This window comes from Nonomuraea sp. 10N515B (genome assembly GCF_052245915.1).
Classification (GTDB): Bacteria; Actinomycetota; Actinomycetes; order Streptosporangiales; family Streptosporangiaceae; genus Nonomuraea.
The window spans coordinates 49467-66244 of the sequence record NZ_JBQQBQ010000036.1 but is presented as its reverse complement, the minus strand read 5'-3'; the positions used below and the strand labels follow the sequence as shown (position 1 = coordinate 66244).

18 protein-coding genes are annotated in these 16778 nt (G+C 68.3%); 16 read left to right on the top strand and 2 right to left on the bottom strand.

Going from position 1 to position 16778, the window contains the following annotated elements; genetic code table 11:
• The first annotated feature begins 209 nt into the window (after window positions 1–209).
• A complete protein-coding gene (locus tag ACTWQA_RS38355) occupies window positions 210–2864 on the top strand; it encodes a hypothetical protein (protein WP_443163840.1) in 2655 nt (884 codons plus the stop codon).
• A gap of 9 nt (window positions 2865–2873) precedes the next feature.
• On the opposite strand, the gene ACTWQA_RS38350 is transcribed toward ACTWQA_RS38355, so the two are convergent.
• The gene (locus ACTWQA_RS38350) at window positions 2874–3722 is read right to left on the bottom strand and encodes an aminoglycoside phosphotransferase family protein (RefSeq protein ID WP_443163839.1); all 849 of its coding nucleotides are present in this window, start codon (window positions 3720–3722) and stop codon (window positions 2874–2876) included.
• Window positions 3723–4078: 356 nt separating this feature from the next.
• Between ACTWQA_RS38350 and ACTWQA_RS38345 the strand changes: the two genes are divergently transcribed.
• The 12 genes from ACTWQA_RS38345 to ACTWQA_RS38290 all read left to right on the top strand — a co-directional run bounded on the left by ACTWQA_RS38345 (window position 4079) and on the right by ACTWQA_RS38290 (window position 13302).
• Entirely contained in the window at window positions 4079–4498 is a 420-nt protein-coding gene (locus tag ACTWQA_RS38345; RefSeq protein ID WP_305914478.1) for a VOC family protein, read from the top strand.
• Window positions 4499–4564: 66 nt separating this feature from the next.
• Window positions 4565–4936, top strand: a complete 372-nt coding sequence (locus tag ACTWQA_RS38340) for an MmcQ/YjbR family DNA-binding protein (RefSeq protein ID WP_305914479.1) — start codon at window positions 4565–4567, stop codon at window positions 4934–4936.
• 20 nt (window positions 4937–4956) lie between these two features.
• Window positions 4957–5439, top strand: a complete 483-nt coding sequence (locus tag ACTWQA_RS38335) for a GNAT family N-acetyltransferase (protein ID WP_443163838.1) — start codon at window positions 4957–4959, stop codon at window positions 5437–5439.
• A 22-nt stretch (window positions 5440–5461) separates the two neighbouring features.
• Window positions 5462–5839, top strand: coding sequence for a hypothetical protein (locus tag ACTWQA_RS38330; protein WP_443163837.1), 378 nt, complete (start codon window positions 5462–5464; stop codon window positions 5837–5839).
• 19 nt (window positions 5840–5858) lie between these two features.
• On the top strand, window positions 5859–6710 hold the full coding sequence (locus tag ACTWQA_RS38325; protein ID WP_443163836.1) for a DMT family transporter: 852 nt from the start codon (window positions 5859–5861) through the stop codon (window positions 6708–6710).
• Between the two features lie 10 nt (window positions 6711–6720).
• Window positions 6721–7365, top strand: coding sequence for a GntR family transcriptional regulator (locus ACTWQA_RS38320; RefSeq protein WP_443163835.1), 645 nt, complete (start codon window positions 6721–6723; stop codon window positions 7363–7365).
• A gap of 47 nt (window positions 7366–7412) precedes the next feature.
• Entirely contained in the window at window positions 7413–7763 is a 351-nt protein-coding gene (locus tag ACTWQA_RS38315; RefSeq protein ID WP_138672784.1) for a hypothetical protein, read from the top strand.
• Window positions 7764–8033: 270 nt separating this feature from the next.
• On the top strand, window positions 8034–9488 hold the full coding sequence (locus ACTWQA_RS38310) for a sugar transferase (protein WP_443163834.1): 1455 nt from the start codon (window positions 8034–8036) through the stop codon (window positions 9486–9488).
• A 2-nt stretch (window positions 9489–9490) separates the two neighbouring features.
• Complete coding sequence (locus ACTWQA_RS38305; RefSeq protein ID WP_327586256.1) at window positions 9491–10558, top strand: glucose-1-phosphate thymidylyltransferase; 1068 nt, start codon at window positions 9491–9493, stop codon at window positions 10556–10558.
• Window positions 10555–11481 (top strand): dTDP-glucose 4,6-dehydratase, encoded by a 927-nt coding sequence (gene rfbB, locus ACTWQA_RS38300; RefSeq protein ID WP_443163833.1) that lies wholly within the window; start codon window positions 10555–10557, stop codon window positions 11479–11481. Before ACTWQA_RS38305 ends, rfbB begins: the two co-directional genes overlap by 4 nt.
• 25 nt (window positions 11482–11506) lie before the next feature.
• Window positions 11507–12358 carry a dTDP-4-dehydrorhamnose reductase gene (gene rfbD / locus ACTWQA_RS38295; protein ID WP_443163832.1) on the top strand — a complete coding sequence of 284 codons (852 nt, stop codon included), beginning with the start codon at window positions 11507–11509 and terminating at the stop codon, window positions 12356–12358.
• 8 nt (window positions 12359–12366) lie between these two features.
• Window positions 12367–13302: an endonuclease/exonuclease/phosphatase family protein gene (locus ACTWQA_RS38290; protein ID WP_443163831.1), complete on the top strand. Its 936-nt coding sequence runs from the start codon at window positions 12367–12369 to the stop codon at window positions 13300–13302.
• A gap of 133 nt (window positions 13303–13435) precedes the next feature.
• On the opposite strand, the gene ACTWQA_RS38285 is transcribed toward ACTWQA_RS38290, so the two are convergent.
• The gene (locus ACTWQA_RS38285; RefSeq protein WP_443163830.1) at window positions 13436–14014 is read right to left on the bottom strand and encodes a dTDP-4-dehydrorhamnose 3,5-epimerase family protein; all 579 of its coding nucleotides are present in this window, start codon (window positions 14012–14014) and stop codon (window positions 13436–13438) included.
• 122 nt (window positions 14015–14136) lie between these two features.
• On the opposite strand from ACTWQA_RS38285, the gene ACTWQA_RS38280 reads away from it, so the two are divergent.
• The 3 genes from ACTWQA_RS38280 to ACTWQA_RS38270 are packed head-to-tail and all read left to right on the top strand — an operon-like array spanning window position 14137 to window position 16776.
• Window positions 14137–15345 (top strand): methyltransferase domain-containing protein, encoded by a 1209-nt coding sequence (locus tag ACTWQA_RS38280; RefSeq protein ID WP_443163829.1) that lies wholly within the window; start codon window positions 14137–14139, stop codon window positions 15343–15345.
• Complete coding sequence (locus tag ACTWQA_RS38275; protein WP_443163828.1) at window positions 15342–16145, top strand: sugar phosphate nucleotidyltransferase; 804 nt, start codon at window positions 15342–15344, stop codon at window positions 16143–16145. Before ACTWQA_RS38280 ends, ACTWQA_RS38275 begins: the two co-directional genes overlap by 4 nt.
• Window positions 16135–16776, top strand: coding sequence for a PIG-L deacetylase family protein (locus ACTWQA_RS38270; protein WP_443163827.1), 642 nt, complete (start codon window positions 16135–16137; stop codon window positions 16774–16776). Before ACTWQA_RS38275 ends, ACTWQA_RS38270 begins: the two co-directional genes overlap by 11 nt.
• The last annotated feature ends 2 nt before the right edge of the window (window positions 16777–16778 follow it).

The following is a 16778-nucleotide window of genomic DNA, read 5'->3' as shown; positions in this document are numbered from 1 at the left end:
ACAGCGTGCAAACGGACGATACTAGCTCCCGCCATATGACGGACTGCGCGGTCTTCGGGCGAATCGTCGGGGTGCATGAGGGCGGCGGACTCCGCAGGGTAAAGGCGCGGTGAAGTCGTCACCAAGGAAAGTGTCAGCGCAGTCGGTTCGCATCCCGGGCTTGGCAGGCTTGAAGCGGTCTTTCAGAGACGAAACCGGGCGGAGGGCTCATGCGCCTTGTCGGAGACGACCAGACATTCGATCGCCTGCTCGACGCGGCGGGCGCCTACTGGGAGGGAAGTCGATCCTCTCGGGCGGGCGGCGATCAATGTGTCGTCACCGAGGCGCTGCATCAGGACATCCGGGTCGTGATACGCAACCTGCTGATGGCGAATGCGCTGTGCGACCTGCTCTCGGCCCGGCTGGTGGTGCTCACGGGCACGGATCGGGAGTGGAGCGAGGCGCTCTGGGAGCAGTACGACATCGAGCGGGTCCGGCGGCTGGCCGAGGCGTTCGGGGCAGCCGAGGTCGTCAACGTGCACGACCTCGTGGACCGTCACCTGGCAGGTCAGGGCGAAAGCACGGCTCCGGAGGGCCTCGACGCCATAGAGAGGGCCACGCTCGTCCGGTTGGCTCGGGTGCCGCGGCTGCCGGAGAGCGAGGACGAGTGGTACCGGGCGCGCCGCGACCGCATCAGGGCCTTCTCCGCCGTCTACGCGCGATTGTTCGCCGACCTGCCCGCTGCCGCCCTCGTCACCAGTCACGTCGACTACGACCAGTGGGGATTGGCGGTCGAGGCGGCCATGCGCCGGGAGATACCGGTCGTCCATGTTCAGAGCACCGGGTGCATGAAGGCATATGCACTCTTTCCTGAGCGGCGCAAGGGACTGAGCACCTTCAGGGAGGAGCTCACCGGACTGATCGCCGGCCATTTCCACGACCACGTATGGCCGCACAGGAATGCCATCAAGGCGAACGCCGAATTGGTGGCCTGCCGGGCGAAGGGCAATCTCGGCCGGCCCAGTTGGTGGCGGGCCGGCCGCACCAGCCAGTTCGAGCTGCAGTCGGAAGCTGAGCGGCGGCAGCTGCGCTTGCTGGGGTGTCACCGTTTCGGGCTGGATCCGGATCGTCCGGTGTTCGCGGTCTTCAACCACGCCATTTCCGACGCTCTGGGCACCAACAGAGAGGTGTTCGACGATCTGGCCCAGTGGTTCGAGCAGACTGCGGACTTCGCCGCCCGGCAGGATGCGGTGAACTGGCTTTTCCTGGACCATCCCAGCCAGTCGCTCTATGACACGACCGGGCATTTCGCTGCGGTGACGGCACGCCATGCCGGGCGCCGGCACATGGTCTTCATGCCCAGCCTCGCGCTGTCGAAGAACATGTTGTGGAGCATGACGGACTTGGGCGTGACCGTGCGGGGGAGCGTCTCGAACGAGCTTCCCGCCTTCGGTATCCCGGTCATCCAGGCCGGCTGGTCGGAATGGAGCGGATGCGGGCTGTCGTACGTCGCCGAGAACCGGGACGACTACTGGCGGTTGCTCGGCGAGGCCATCACCCGGCATGTCAAAGGCGAGACCATGCTGACGGAGGAGCAGCGGGAGCGGGCCCGTCTCTGGTTGTGGCTCTACCGCAGCGGGGCCGACGTGCCGTCGCCGTTGCTGCCGCACTGGGAAATGGGCGAGGGGGACACCTATGCTCAGGTGCTCACCGTCGCCATGCAGCACGTGGAACGCGATGGCGATCCCTTCCCCTGCTCGGTACGCCGCATGTGGGAACGGCGTGAGCCGCTTCTCACCCGGCTGGACTTCCGACATACCACCGGAATCGACCGCGCCCTCGGCACTCCCGTACGCGCCGTGACCGACGCTCCACCGGCAATGCTGACCGCCACCGGCTTCGACCCGGCCGTCCCGCCCGCCCAGGTGCCCATGGAGATCTCCAGCGGCCAGGCGGCAGAGCTGCAGGCGGCGGACCACTTCCATCGTGGAGTGCAGATCGTGGGCCGGTTCGAGCGCTCGGGGCTGGTCGGGATCAAGGTGGCGGAGTCCGGCCACGCCCTGCGCGTCAGCGTCTCCCTGTCGGTGGACCGGCTCTCGGTGCAGGACTGGCATCTCAATCAACAGACGGGCGTGGATGACCAGGCGCTGCCGCGGCTCATCCAGGTCCGCGCCCAGGGGCGGTTGCGCCAGTGCCTGCTTCTCGAGAGCGATGGCGCCATGAAGCGCGGCACCGTCGTCTTCGACCTGATGCCCGACGAGATGCCGGCCGATGGCCTGCTCTGCATCGAGGTGCTGGACGTCACGGAAGGCAGCGACGTCCCGGAGACACTCCGGGAGGCCGTGGCGGGATCGGTCATGGACGACGGCGTGGCCGGGCTGCGCATCGACCGCGTCAGGCTCCAGGAGATCCCGGACGACGGCGTCTCCGACACCGCTGTCGTGACCTTGGACGCGTCACGCTGCGAGCGCGCCTCCCTGATCAGCTCCGGCGGCCTGATCAACCTCAAGGGCCGCGGCAGCCATTCCCTGAGCACCGGCATGTTCGTCGTCAACCCCGTGCCGTGGGGCGTCTTCGGAGCCGGCGGCGACCTCGCGATCCGGCTGGGGCAGAAACCAGACCCCTCGTGCCGCGAGCCGAGAGCGTGGCTGCGCCGGATGGCGTGGCATCGGGCAAGCTGGTGGGGGCGTCGCACGTCAGGGGCTCCGAACGTGGGGCAGGTCTTGAGCATGCACGACGGGGATGAAGTGCCCGTGGCGCGCTCGAAGACAGGCGACGGCATCGAGCTTCGCCTCCGCGCGCCGGCCGAGTCGCCGCTCCTCGTCCCCGTCGCTCCGGCGCAAGGCGCCCAGCCGACCCTGATTTCCGCCGACTGGTTTCCCTGATGGGCTTCTCTATGGGGCGGTCAGCGCAGCTTCCAGCTCTGCGCCGTGGCGCTCCAGCCATGCCTCCCGCCGTTTGATCCTGTCGCCGACGCCCTCCTGCCACATCCGCGCCCAGCCGCCACCCTGCTCCTCGGCGATGTGCTTCATCGAGAACCACGCACGCCGCGCTCGCAGGACGGCCACCTCGACGAGACGGGACCTGTCCAGATCCGACATGCCGTACGCGTCGGCGAGGATCCGGCATCGGCGGGGGACGTCGACGTCGTGCAGCGGTGGGTCGGCGTCCATGGGATCGCCCAGCGGCGCCCAGTAGAGCATCGCGTTATGGATCTCGTCCACCCTGGAAGCCGGTCTGGCCATGTCGAAGTCGATGAGCGCGGCGGCCTCACCGTCCCGGAACGCGATGTTGTCGGGCGTGAGGTCCATGTGCCCGACGAGTTCGGCAGGGTAGGCCGGTGCGGGCGGCATGTCCGGCGGTTCGGACACGCCGAAGTCGGGCTGGATGCCTTCAGGGAGGACGAAGCCCGCGGCGGCGTCATCGTAGGCGCGGACGAGGCGGCCGACCGAGATCAGTCGCGCCTCGTCGGCCAGCCAGGCGGGCCGCGGGCGTCCGGCGACCTCGCCCCTGACGTACGTCAGCACCTCACGTCCGGATGCGTCGATGCCGAGAAGCCGCGGAGCGCCGGCGAACCCGGCCTCCTCCAGATGGCGGAGCAAGGCATGCACCAGTGGAGCGTTGTGGCCGACTGGGCGGCGGACCGTGCTGCCTCTCCGGACCACGCCTTCGGTGACATCACCGCCCAGCAACGGGACTTCGGGTTCGGACTCGTCGGGCTCGACGTAGGTGGCTGCGCTCATCATGCTCCCCTCGGCAAAACGCACCCAGCCTAAAGGTTTCTTCTCGGGTCAACGGTTGAACCAGCGTCTGCTCGCGGGCAGGAGCAGCGCGAAGGGCGACGGCCGTCCAGACGAGCCGTCTCCGGCGGGTCGGCCAGCGAGCCGGCACCCAGCCGGTCAGGGCCGTGACCGCGGCGCCGTAGGCCAGAAGCAGGAGCACCCAGACGTCGAACGTGGCGGCGAGCGCGACGAGCGGGAATTGCCGCGAACTTCGCGTTAACCGGCTCTTTCGGGGAAGCGGCCATTGGCGGGCGGATGAAATCACTGGTGGACAGGTGCATTTGTGCGGCAGATATTAGAGGGAGAGGAGGTTCTCCATGGACGCACGCCTCGACCATATCGTCTGCTGGGTCGCCGACCAGCTCGTCTCGCTGCGCTTCTACGAGCAGGTGGTAGGACTGCCCGGAGTGCGGGCCGAGGAGTTTCGCGAGGGGAAGGCGGCGTTTCCGAGCGTGCGGGTCTCCTCCGGGACCATTCTCGATCTGATGGCGTACGAAAGCGCCAACGGCGTGGACGAGGGCACCGGTGTGACGGGCAGCGCCGGGCACCCGATCAATCATTTCTGCCTGGCCGTGAGCAGGGAGGATTTCGACGCGCTCCAGGTCCGGCTGAAGCAGCACGACGTGGAGGTCACGGGCTCCGGGACCAACTCCTTCGGCGCCCAGGGCATCGCCCCTGAGACCATTTATTTTCCGGATCCGGACGGCAACGTGCTGGAAGTCCGCTACTACGAGTGACGGCGATGGCCGGTCGTAGTGCTCCACCATTCGGAAACGTCGGTCGAGTCTGGTACACAGGGCGGCATGGGTGTGAGCGTCGAAGAGTTCCTGGAGATGCTGGACGAGCTGCCCGAGGTCAAGATGAGCCACGGCGGCGAGTGGATCGGCCTCAAGGTGCGGGACAAGGGGTTCGGCTACTTGTGGGAGGCGACCGAGACCGTCGGCCTCAAGGCCACGATCGAGGAGCAGATCGCGCTCGTGGCCGAGCGGCCCGAGGTGTTCGAGGTGCAGTTCACGGCTGGACGGTTCGGGTGGGTGGTGGTCCACCTCGACAAGATCGACGCCGATGAGCTGTTCGAGCTCGTGGCGGAGGCGTGGTGCCTGACGGCGCCCAAGCAGATGGTGGCCGACTTCGAGGCCGCCCACGAGATCGGACAGCAGGTGCATCCCGGGTAATCTCGGGCAGCGTGCTCTCTATGGATATACGGCTGCGGGAATGGCGCGACAGCGACGCGCCCGCGGTCCTCCAGGCGTTCCAGGCCGCCGACCTGCGCAGGCAAACCGCCTTTCCGATCGTCACGCTCAAGGACGCCCAGGGGTGGATCACCTCCTGGGAGGGGGTCGGGCACGCCTTCGCCGTGACCGTCGGCGAGCGGGTGGTCGGCAATGTGGCGGTGGCCGGGATCGACGCGCACGACAACGGATGGGTGTCCTACTGGGTCGTGCCGGAGGCCAGGGGACGGGGGATCGCGGCGGTCGCCGCGGAAAAGCTGGCCAGGTGGGCGTTCGACGAGCTCGGGCTCTACCGGCTCGAGCTGGGGCATCGCACGAACAATCAGGCCTCGTGCCGGGTCGCCACCAAGGCCGGATTCCGGCCTGAGGGCATCGAACGGGGCAAACTTACATATAACGGCGTGCGTTACGACGTAGAACGGCACGCGCGCCTGGCAACCGACTGACCGCTGATCTACCCTTTCATGGGTGGACAGCGAGAGTCTGGCCGCAGCCGGGCTGCTGGCGGCCCTGAGCCGGGCGTCGGGGATTCTCGCGGAGTTGAGTCATCCGCTCGTCAGAAGCGAGGGCTTCTCCTATTTCTTCCCGGACGCCGGCGCCCGCATCGGCACCACGTTCACGCTGCCCGACGGGCGCGAGGTGCGTTTCGAGGTCTCCATCGCCGTCTCCGCCGCCGCCTTCCAGGTCGAGGGGTCGATCACCGCGGAGAACGACCCGTTGCTCGAACTCCCCCGCAAGAGCCTGCCCAATATCAGCGACGGCCTGGCCGCGTTCGACGACTACGTGGGGGAGGTGGCGGCCCCGGCGACTCGGCTGATCGAGCAGCTACTGGACGAAATTGTCTAATTGTCAGACAATGCCTCTCATGAAGAAGGGACCCTTGTCTGTCGTCGGCGCGTCCGTGCTCTGGGGCACGGCCGGCACGGCGGGCCTGCTCGTCTCCGCCGACTCCGTGGCGCTGGCCGCCGCCCGGCTGGTCATCGGGGGCGCGGTGCTCGCGACGCTCGCTGGGGCGGGCCTCAGGCGGGTGGCCAGGCCCGGTCTGCTGCTCGGCGCCGCAGCGGTGGCCGCCTACCAGCTGTGTTTCTTCGCCGCCGTCGGCCGCACCGGCGTCGCGATCGGAACCGTGGTGGCCATCGGCAGCGGGCCGGTTTTCACCGGGATGTTGTCGTGGGTCCTGCACGGGCGGCGGCCGAGCGGTCGGTGGACGGTGGCGACCACGGCCGCCGTCTGCGGATGCGCGGCGCTGATCGTCGGGGGTGGGGCGCAGGCAGGCGGTCAGGTCGTGTCGGGTGTCCTGCTCGCGTTGCTCGGAGGGTTGCTCTACGCCTTCTACGCCGTCACGGCGGCCCGGGCGATCGAGGACGGGGGACAGTCCAACGCGGTCATGGGGCTGATGTTCGGCGGGGCAGCGGTGATCATGCTGCCGGTCCTCCTCCTCGGCGGTGTGGAGTGGCTGGCGGAGCCGCGCGGGCTGGTCGCCGTGCTCTACCTCGGGCTCGCGACCACAGCCCTGTCCTACTTCCTGTACGGGCGTGGCCTGCGCACCACCCCCGTGGCCACGGCCGCCACGCTGGCGCTGGCCGAGCCGGCCGTCGCCGCGCTGCTCGGCCTGGTGGTGCTCGGCGAGCGGCTGGCCCCGGTCTCGGTGGCGGGCCTCGTGCTGCTCGCACTCAGCCTGGTCGCCGTGGCCGTACCCGAAGGGAAAGAGCGTTAGAGTCGCAGGCGTGACGTTGCCCCTCAGACCCGTTTCCACCGTTGGGGCGCTGGCCGACGCCCTGCGGAGCAGGGTGCTGTCCGGCGAGATCGAGCCCGGCACCCCGCTGCCCGAGCAGGAGATCGCCGCGTCCTATCGGGTGGCCAGGCCGACCGTGCGGGAGGCGCTGGCGATCCTGGTCCACGAGGGACTGCTCAGGCGCGAGCGCAATCGCAGCGCCTATGTCCCCGACGTGACGATCGCGGACCTCAACGATCTCATGTACGTACGCCGGCCCCTCGAGGACCTCATGGCGCAGGCGATGGCCGGCCAGCGGGCCCCACGGGCGGAGGCCGCGCTGCACCGGATGGCGGCGCTGCCCGCCGGCGCGCCGTGGTCGGAGACCGTGGCCGAGCACATGGCGCTGCACGAGGCGTTGATCGAGGCGGTCGGCAGCCCGCGGCTCGAGCGGCTCTACGGCGTGCTCGCGGCCGAGACCCGGCTGGGCCTGGTGCGGCTGCGCGAGGTCTACCAGGACCGGGACGTGCTGGTGCGTGAGCATCGCGAGCTGCTGGACGCGATCGCGGATGGGCCGGAGGACGCGGCCAGGGCGGCGGTGGCGGCGCATCTCGGCCACTCGTGGGGCGCCGAGGACCCCATCCACGCGCACCATTGAGTGCGAACCCTTGCGGGACAGGCCCGGAACTCGCAAGAATCGCGGCCATGCACGGCAATCCGATGCCGGACTCCTACGTATATGTCACGGAAGAGGGCGTCACCCGTCACTACGCGGACGGGAGCGTCGAGGCCCTTGCGTGGGAGGACGTGGTGGAGGTCCGTGTCGTCACCGCATCCGGGGAAGACGTCCTGTTCATCCTGCTCGACCGCGACGGCGAGGGCTGCGTCGTGCCGCGCTCGGCCACGGACGCCACCTTCCTCGCCCGCCTGCGCTATCTGCCGGACTTCGACCTGGACCGGCTGGCCCTGGCGGCCGACTCGGCGCACGACGGGGTGGTGGTGGTCTGGCGTAGCCCGGATCCGCCCTCTGCGCTGCCCGACCTGGAGTACGACTAAACGGTTCATAGAGCGGCAACCTGCTGAAATGCCGCCGTAAATCTCATATTCCCCTCTGCGAGACGCTGCATCAAATGGACCGTTCCGTCAAGCCCTGAGTCTGCCGATCAGGCGTCCGATTGTGGACGTTCTACGTTATTCCCCCCACTGGAATCGATCTTTACTCTTTAGTGGGGGCCGCCGCCCTTTAAGTACGTGGGACTTGTCAACCCATGTGGTTCGAGGAACGTCAAGTTATCGCGGTGCATGAAGTTGTCACAGGGTGGTGCTATGAGGGTGGGGACTGGGGAGTCCGCTGTTGTGCTCCTCAAGGCCGTGCCGCGCCGTCCGTCCAGCATCTGGACGAGGGCGTACCTACGGCTCCTGTTAGGTGGGGACTCGATGTGCGCGCTGCTCGCATGCGTGTGTGTGCTGGGCGTGCGCCTGATCGCCGGTGTCTACATTCCCTGGGTCGAATACCTGCTGGGATTCGGCCTGGTCGTCGCCTGGCCCATCGCACTCATGATGGGCGGCGCGTACCGGCAGCGCGCCAACGGCGAGGGAACGGAAGAGTTCAAGGCGGTGTTCAACGGCGGCGTCGGCCTGATGGCCACCGTCGCCATCATGGCCTATGCCACGCAAACCGTGATCGCGCGGAGTTTTGTGATGGCGATGTTGCCGCTGGCACTGCTCGCCACGCTCTACTTCCGCTACCGAATGCGTAAACGTCTTCACCGAAAGAGAGCGGTCGGGGACTATCTGCGCCAGGTGATCGCGGTCGGGCACCGGGAGTCGATTCTCGACCTGGTGGTGCAGTTCAGGCGCCAGCCCTATCACGGAATGCAGGTGGTGGGAGCCTGCCTTCCCGAGCATGCGATGGACGTGGACCTGGACGGTATTCCCGTGCTCGGCTCCTTCGGAGACGTGGCCGCAGTGGTCGAGCGCGAGCAAGCCGACGCCGTGGCCGTGCTGGCCTGTCCGGAGCTGGACGGGGCCGCGCTGCGCCGGCTGGCCTGGAGCCTGGAGACCGCGCGTACCGATCTCTTCGTGGCTCCGGCGCTCATGGACGTGGCCGGGCCGCGCATCAGCATCAGGCCTGTCGCAGGGATGCCGCTCCTGCACGTGGAGCATCCCGACCTCGACGGCACCCGGCAGGTCGTGAAGACGGTGTTCGACCGCCTGAGCGCCGTGGCCGCACTGCTGCTGCTGGCGCTGCCGCTGCTGGCCATCGCACTGGTGATCCGCCTCACCAGCCGGGGGCCCGCGCTGTTCTATCAGACCCGGGTCGGCAAAGGTGGCAGAGAGTTCCGTGTCGTGAAGTTCCGTACGATGGTGGCTGACGCTGAGCAGCTCAAGTACGCACTCCTGGACGCGAACGAATTCGACGGGGTGCTCTTCAAGATTAGGAACGATCCAAGAATCACGAAGGTAGGCGTTTTCCTGCGGAAATACTCGCTTGACGAGCTGCCTCAGCTGCTCAATGTGCTCCGTGGCGAGATGTCCCTGGTCGGGCCGCGGCCGCCGCTGCCGGAGGAGGCGGGCAGGTACGCCGCCGACGTCCGCCGCCGCCTGGTGGTCAAGCCGGGGATGACGGGGCTCTGGCAGGTCAGCGGCCGCTCCGACCTGTCCTGGGAGGAGTCCGTACGCCTCGACCTGCGGTACGTGGAGAACTGGTCGCTCATCCTCGACCTGCAGATCCTCTGGAAGACCTGGTCTGTCGTCACCCGTGGAGAAGGGGCTTACTAGCGGTGAAAGCACTCGTGCTCGCCGGGGGATCGGGCACCCGGCTCCGACCCATCACGCACACTTCGGCCAAGCAACTGGTCCCGGTCGCGAACAAGCCGGTCCTGTTCTACGGCCTGGAGTCCATCGCGGCGGCGGGGATCAAGGAGCTCGGCCTGGTGGTCGGCGACACGCAGCCGGAGATCGAGGCGGCCGTGGGAGACGGCTCGGCGTTCGGACTGCAGGTCACCTACCTGCGGCAGGAGGCGCCGCTCGGGCTGGCGCACGGCGTGCTGATCGCCCGCGAGTTCCTCGGTGACGAGGACTTCGTCATGTACCTGGGCGACAACTTCATCGTGGGCGGGATCAACGGCCTGGTGGACAGGTTCGCCCGCGAGCGGCCCGCAGCCCAGATCATGCTCACCAGGGTCGGCGACCCGCGCCAGTTCGGGGTGGCCGAGCTCGACGCCAAGGGACGGGTGGTCGGCCTGGAGGAGAAGCCCGCGCAACCGAAGAGCGATCTGGCGCTGGTCGGCGTCTACCTGTTCAGCTCCGCCATCCACACGGCGGTGGCGGAGCTGAAGCCGTCATGGCGGGGCGAGCTGGAGATCACCGACGCGATCCAGTGGCTGATCGAGGCGGGGTTGCACGTCGAGTCATCGGTGATCTCCGGCTACTGGAAGGACACCGGCAACGTCACCGACATGCTGGAGGTCAACCGCCTGGTCCTGGAGTCGGTCGAGCCCAGGGTACGGGGACGCGTGGACGAGGTCAGCGAGCTGGTGGGCCGGGTGGTCGTCGAGAAGGGGGCCGTGGTCGAGCGGTCCAGGATCGTCGGCCCGGTGATCATCGGCAAGGGCGCGCGGATCCGGGACAGCTACGTCGGCCCCTTCACCTCCATCGGTGCCGACTGCGCCGTCACCGGCAGCGAGATCGAGTACTCGATCGTGTTACCCAGAGCTTCCATCGCCGGGGTCGGTCGCATCGAGTCGTCGCTGATCGGCCACGACGTCGAGGTCACCCCGGCGCCCAACACGCCCAAAGCCCATCGTCTCGTGTTGGGCGATCACAGCAAGGTGCAGATCAGTTCATGACACGCGTTCTTGTAACGGGCGGTGCGGGCTTCATCGGCTCCCACTTCGTCCGCAATTTGCACGACATGTACGTCACAGTGCTGGACAAGCTGACTTATGCCGGCAACCGAGCCAACCTCGAAGGGGTGCGGCATGAGTTCGTGCATGGGGACATCTGCGACGCCGAGCTGCTCGGCCGGGTCGTGCCCGGCCACGACCTGGTGGTGAACTTCGCGGCCGAGTCGCACGTCGACCGGTCGATCGAGGGCGCCGCCGAGTTCATGCGCACGAACGTGCTCGGCACCCAGACGCTGCTGCAGGCGTGCCTGGAGGCGGAGGTCCCGAAGGTGGTCCAGGTGTCGACCGACGAGGTGTACGGCTCGATCGACGTCGGCTCCTGGGACGAGGCCGCGCCGCTGCGGCCGCGCTCGCCGTACGCGGCGTCGAAGGCCGGTGGCGACCTGATCGCCCGCGCCTATGCGATCACCCATGGCCTGAACGTCTCGATCACCAGGTGCGGCAACAACTACGGTCCGAGACAATACCCGGAGAAGGTCATCCCGCTGTTCGTCACGAACTTGCTGCGCGGCCGGAAGATCCCCCTGTACGGCGACGGCGGCAACATCCGCGACTGGATCCACGCCGAGGACCACTGCGCCGGCATCCGGCTGGTCGCCGAGAAGGGCGAGCCAGGCGAGGTCTACAACATCGCGGGCACGGCCGAGCTGACCAACAAGGAGCTGACCGACCGGCTGCTCGAAGCCTGCGGCAGGGACTGGGACGCGGTCGAGTACGTCGAGGACCGCAAGGGCCACGACCGCAGGTACTCGCTGGACGACTCCAAGCTCCGGGCGCTCGGCTACCGTCCCGAGATCTCGTTCGAGAAGGGGCTGAAGGACACGGTCCGCTGGTATGCCGAGCACCGTGACTGGTGGGCCGCATGACCGGCCGGTCGCGCCGGGAGGCGTTATGAGATGGCTCATCACGGGCGGCGGAGGCATGCTGGCCGCCGACGTCCTCGACCGGGCGGCGCTGACCGGGGAGCCGGTGCTCGCGCTCGGCCGGTCGGAGCTCGACCTGACCGACAAGCGCGCGGTACGCGACTTCGTGTCCGCCTACCGGCCCAGAGTGGTGATCAACTGTGCCGGCTGGACGGCGGTCGACGACGCGGAGACGCACGAGGACGAGGCGCTGGCGATCAACGGGCACGCGGTGGGCTGGCTGGCCGAGACCTGCTCGCGGACCGGGGCGCGGCTCCTGCACGTGTCCACCGATTACGTCTTCGACGGGACCGCCCGACTGCCGTACCGGGAGGATGCGCCGACCGCGCCGGTGAACGCGTACGGCAGGACCAAGCTCGCAGGGGAGCTGGCGGCGCTGGAGCACGGCCATTACGTGGTGCGCACCGCCTGGCTCTACGGTTCCGCGGGACGGAACTTCGTGACGACCATGATCAGGCTGGCCGCCGAGCGCGAGACCGTCGAGGTGGTCGACGACCAGCGCGGCCAGCCGACCTGGACGGCAGACCTGGCCGACTACCTGGTGCGGCTGGCGCAGTCCGACCTGCCGCCGGACGTCTATCACGGCACCAGCGCCGGCGAGACGAGCTGGTGTGGGCTGGCCAAGGAGATCTTCACCCTGCTGGGCCTCGATTCCACGCGGGTGCGCCCCGTGACCTCCGCGTCCTTTCCGCGGCCGGCCAGGCGCCCGGCCAACAGTGTGCTCGCGCACACCCGGAGGGAGCCGATCCGGCACTGGTACCAGGCGTTGCAGGCGGCCTGGCCGGTGCTGATGCGTGGCCGCCAGTGCAGCGTCGTTTAGGAGACTCGGTGTTGTGGGTCATGGTGACAGGCCTGGCCGGGTGGGCGAGCCTGCGCCTGTGCGGGTGGGAGCCGAAGTTCTTCTGGTCCCAGCTGGTGTCGTTCACTCCGTATGCGGCCGCCCTCTCGCTGGTGCCGTTGGGTTTCGCGGTCTTCCTGCGTGCCGGGCCGCTGCTGGTCGCCGCGGTCATCGTGACCGGCGCCTTCGCAGTGACCGTCCTGCCGCGTGTGGTACCGGAGAGCAACCCGCCCGCCGAAGGTCCCGTGCTGCGGATGATGGCCGTCAATCTGCTGCACTCCTCCGTGCTGCCGCCCGTCCTGGTCGACGCGGTCGAGCGCGATCGGCCGGACGTGCTGCACCTGCTGGAGTTCACCAACCTGATGAGGGAACGGGTGGAAAGGCTCGGGCTGGGAAGACTGCTGCCGTACAAGATCGTCCTACCGGGGACGCATTCCGAGGGCGCGGCGATCTACTCGCGCCACCCGCTGCGGCCGGCGGACACCCCGATCGCGGCCCCCGTCTTCGAGGACAGTCCGCGCCACCTTCCCGCCGTTGTCATGCTGCCGGGCAGGCAGGAGGTGGAGCTCGTCGCGGTCCACGCGTGCGCGCCCTCCGAGGGCTGGCGTACGGCGTGCTGGGCGCCGAGCATCCGGGCACTACCACCCGCTGGAGGGCGCCTGCGGGTGCTGGCCGGAGATTTCAACTCCACTCTCGACCATGTGGTGCTGCGTGACCTGATCGCCACCGGCTACCGGGACGCCGCTGACGTCACCGGAAAGGGATTGTCCATGACCTGGCCCTATCACGAGCAGCCGCGGCTGTTCCCGAAGGTGGCGATCGACCATGTGCTGGCCGACCGCCGGATCGCGATCCGGAGCTTCCAGACCCTGCGGCTGCCCCGGACGGACCACCGCGCGACGCTCACCGAGCTGGTTCTCCCGTGATGTCACATTTCTGGAGCTGGGACCGATATGTCATGGACTCCCAGGGGGATGGATGACGAGGTTACCGGAGCAGGCGATCAACTGTGCCGCCTGGACCGCAGTGGACGACGTGGCCTGTCCCGGCAAGGAGCCCTCACTGCAACGTGGCGTAGAACTCCACGCACCGTTGGTAGTCCGGCAGCAGCCCGGCCGCGAGCGCCTCTTCCAGGGGCGGGGCCTTGGCGTCTTTGTCCGACACGACGGGCTCCAGGCCGGACGGCCAGCCGATCCCGATGGCCGGGTCGAACGGGTGAACCCCGTGCTCGCCCCCTGGGTTGTACGGCTGCGAGCAGAGGTACACAACCGTGGCCTGCTCGCTCAGCGCCATGAACGCGTGCCCGAGGCCCTCGGCGATGAGCACGGCCCTGCGCGTCTCGTCGTCCAGGGTCACCGCCTCCCAGCGGCCGAAGGTGGGCGAGCCCACCCGGAGGTCCACGACGACGTCCATGACGCTGCCGGAGACGCACATCACGTATTTCGCCTGACCGGGCGGGACATCGGCGAAATGCACGCCGCGGATCACCCCCGCGCGGGAGATGGAGCAGTTGACCTGGGCCACGCCCAGCGGGTGCGGCAGCTCGGCCGCCCGAAAGGCCTCGAAGAAGCTGCCACGGGGATCGGCATGCACGCGTGGTGTAACCACCCACGAGCCGTCGATCGAGAGGCGATCCATGATCGCAGCATGCCACAGGAACACAAGGGGAGTGAATGATCAATGATGGTTTTAGCCAATAGCCGCGTGTCCGAGGACCTGGCCCAGCAGCACGAGGCAGCGGCCCTGGCCGGAGTGGCTGAATGATCACTTGCCGGCTGTGCGGCTCCGACGAGCTCACCGGGGTCGTGGACCTCGGCGCGACCCCGCCGTGTGAACTGTTCCTGACCGCCGAGCAGCTCGAGGCGCCCGAGCCCACCTACGCGCTGCACCTGCGGGTCTGCACGCGGTGTTGGCTGGCCCAGCTCCCTCCGCTGATCACGCCGGAGGAGACGTTCACCGAGTACGCCTACTTCTCTTCCTACTCGACCTCCTGGGTCGAGCACGCGCGGCGGTTCGTGGATGGCGCTGGACTGCGGCCCGACTCGTTCGTGGTGGAGGTGGCCAGCAACGACGGCTATCTGCTCCAGCATGTTGTCGAGCGGGGGGTGCGCTGCCTCGGCATCGAGCCGTCCGCCAACGTCGGCAAGGCGGCCGTCGAGAAGGGCGTGCCGACGCTCACCGAGTTCTTGTCTCCAGAGGTCGGGCAGCGGGTGCGGGCCGAACACGGGCCCGCCGACCTGGTGGTGGCCAACAACGTGTACGCGCACATCCCGGACGTCGTCGGCTTCACCAAGGGACTGCGGGCGCTGGTGGCCGACGACGGCAGGGTCTCCATCGAGGTGCAGCACCTGCTGACGCTGATGGAGCTCAACCAGTTCGACACGATCTACCACGAGCACTTCCAGTACTACACGGTCGCCTCGGCGCAGAGGGCCCTGGCCAGCGGCGGGCTCCACTTGGTGGACGTGGAGCTGGTGCCGACCCATGGCGGGTCGATCCGGCTGTGGGCGCAACCGGGCGAGGCGCCGGTCTCGCAGCGGGTGACCGACGTGCTGGCCCGGGAGAAGGCCGCCGGCCTGCACGAGCTGTCGGGTTATCAGGACTTCGCGGCGCGGGTGTCCAAGGTGCGGCGGGACCTGCTGCGCTTCCTCATCGACGCCGCGGACGCCGGGAAGACCGTGGTCGGGTACGGCGCCCCCGGCAAGGGCAACACGTTGCTCAACTACTGCGGGATCCGGCCGGACCTGCTGGCGTACACGGTGGATCGCAATCCGTACAAGCACGGCAGGTTCACACCGGGGTCGCGGATCCCGATCCTGGCGCCGGAGCGGATCGCCGCGGACCGGCCCGACTATGTGCTGGTGCTGCCGTGGAACCTGCGCGACGAGCTCGTCGAGCAGCTCTCGTACATCCGTCAGTGGGGCGGCCGGCTCGTCTTCCCCATTCCCACCCTGGAGGTGGTCTCATGAAGGTGGTCCTCTTCTGCGGGGGGCGGGGCGCGCGCATGAGCAGTGGGCTTCCCGGCGAACTGCCCAAGCCCATGCAGCTCGTCGGCCCCAGGCCGCTGGTCTGGCATGTGATGCGGTACTACGCGCACCACGGTCACAAGGAGTTCATCCTGTGCCTGGGACATGGTGCGGAGCACATCAAGGACTTCTTCCTGTCCTACCGGGAGACCGCCTCCAACGACTTCGTGCTCAGGAACGGCGAGGTGGAGCTGCTGTCGGCCGACATTTCCGACTGGTCGATCTCCTTCGTGCACACCGGCACGGATTCGCCGATCGGTGAGCGGCTGCGCCGCGTTCGCGAGCATCTGGCGGGCGAGGAGATGTTCCTGGCCAACTATGCGGACGTGCTCACCGATGCGCCGCTCAACGTCATGATCGACCGGTTCACACAGTCCGGCGCGGGCGCCTCGATGCTAGTCGTGCCGCCGCCGGGGACCTTCCATTGCGTCGAGCTCGGCGAGAACGGCACTGTGGGTGGCATCACGCCGGTCACCGACATGCCGCTCTGGATCAACGGCGGCTACTTCGTCCTCAAGCAGGAGGTGTTCGAGCACATCCCGCCGGGCGGCGATCTGGTGGCGGACGCCTGCACCGCGATGGCCAAGCGCGGGAGGCTGCTCGCCTACCCCTACCGGGGTTTCTGGCGGCCGACCGACACCGTCAAGGAGCGCGCCGCGCTGGACGAGGAGTACTCGCGCGGCGAGCGGCCTTGGGCTCTGTGGGAGAGGGGGGCGGCCCTCGGTGCTCCGGTTGCTTCCTGAGCGATGCGAGAAGATCGCACTTCTCGGCGCCCACTGCGACGACATTCCCATCGGGGCCGGTGGCACGCTGCTCGAACTCTGCCGCGCCCGGCCGGGGGTGCGGGTCAGAGCGCTGGTGTTGTCAGGCGCGGGAACTGAACGGGAGGCAGAGGAACGGGCCGCGCTGGCCGCGTTCTGCCCCAAGGCGGAGCTCGACGTGACGGTGCTCGACCTGCCCGACGGGCGGATCCCCGCGCACTGGGAACGTGCCAAGGACGCGGTGCGCGAGCTCCGCGCCGGGATGTCGCCCGACCTGGTGCTGGCGCCGGCGCGGCACGACGCGCACCAGGACCACCGCGGGCTCGCCGACCTGGCCCCCCAGGTCTTCCGCGACGCTCCGATCCTCGGGTACGAGATCGTCAAGTGGGAGTCCGACCTGGCCCAGCCGAACGTCTTCGTGCCTCTCACGGCAGAGGTCGTGTCGGACAAGGTGGACCTGCTGCACACGCACTATCCCTCGCAGATCTCGCGAGGCTGGTTCGACGCCGAGGTGTTCCGTGGCCTGGCCCGCCTGAGAGGCGTGCAGTGCGGCGAACGGTACGCGGAAGGCTTTCACGCGGACAAGCTCGTCGTCGGTTGGCAAGTCAATTGAGT

Excerpts from the sequence above, each read along its gene's own strand:
- ACTWQA_RS38355 (WP_443163840.1), top strand. The coding sequence starts at position 210 with ATGCGCCTTGTCGGAGACGACCAGACATTCGATCGCCTGCTCGACGCG.
- ACTWQA_RS38285 (WP_443163830.1), bottom strand. The coding sequence starts at position 14,014 with ATGGATCGCCTCTCGATCGACGGCTCGTGGGTGGTTACACCACGCGTG.
- ACTWQA_RS38315 (WP_138672784.1), top strand. The coding sequence starts at position 7,413 with ATGCACGGCAATCCGATGCCGGACTCCTACGTATATGTCACGGAAGAG.
- ACTWQA_RS38310 (WP_443163834.1), top strand. The coding sequence starts at position 8,034 with ATGAGGGTGGGGACTGGGGAGTCCGCTGTTGTGCTCCTCAAGGCCGTG.
- rfbB (WP_443163833.1), top strand. The coding sequence starts at position 10,555 with ATGACACGCGTTCTTGTAACGGGCGGTGCGGGCTTCATCGGCTCCCAC.
- ACTWQA_RS38350 (WP_443163839.1), bottom strand. The coding sequence starts at position 3,722 with ATGAGCGCAGCCACCTACGTCGAGCCCGACGAGTCCGAACCCGAAGTC.
- ACTWQA_RS38275 (WP_443163828.1), top strand. The coding sequence starts at position 15,342 with ATGAAGGTGGTCCTCTTCTGCGGGGGGCGGGGCGCGCGCATGAGCAGT.
- ACTWQA_RS38280 (WP_443163829.1), top strand. The coding sequence starts at position 14,137 with ATGATCACTTGCCGGCTGTGCGGCTCCGACGAGCTCACCGGGGTCGTG.
- ACTWQA_RS38345 (WP_305914478.1), top strand. The coding sequence starts at position 4,079 with ATGGACGCACGCCTCGACCATATCGTCTGCTGGGTCGCCGACCAGCTC.
- ACTWQA_RS38335 (WP_443163838.1), top strand. The coding sequence starts at position 4,957 with ATGGATATACGGCTGCGGGAATGGCGCGACAGCGACGCGCCCGCGGTC.
- ACTWQA_RS38325 (WP_443163836.1), top strand. The coding sequence starts at position 5,859 with ATGAAGAAGGGACCCTTGTCTGTCGTCGGCGCGTCCGTGCTCTGGGGC.
- ACTWQA_RS38340 (WP_305914479.1), top strand. The coding sequence starts at position 4,565 with ATGGGTGTGAGCGTCGAAGAGTTCCTGGAGATGCTGGACGAGCTGCCC.
- rfbD (WP_443163832.1), top strand. The coding sequence starts at position 11,507 with ATGAGATGGCTCATCACGGGCGGCGGAGGCATGCTGGCCGCCGACGTC.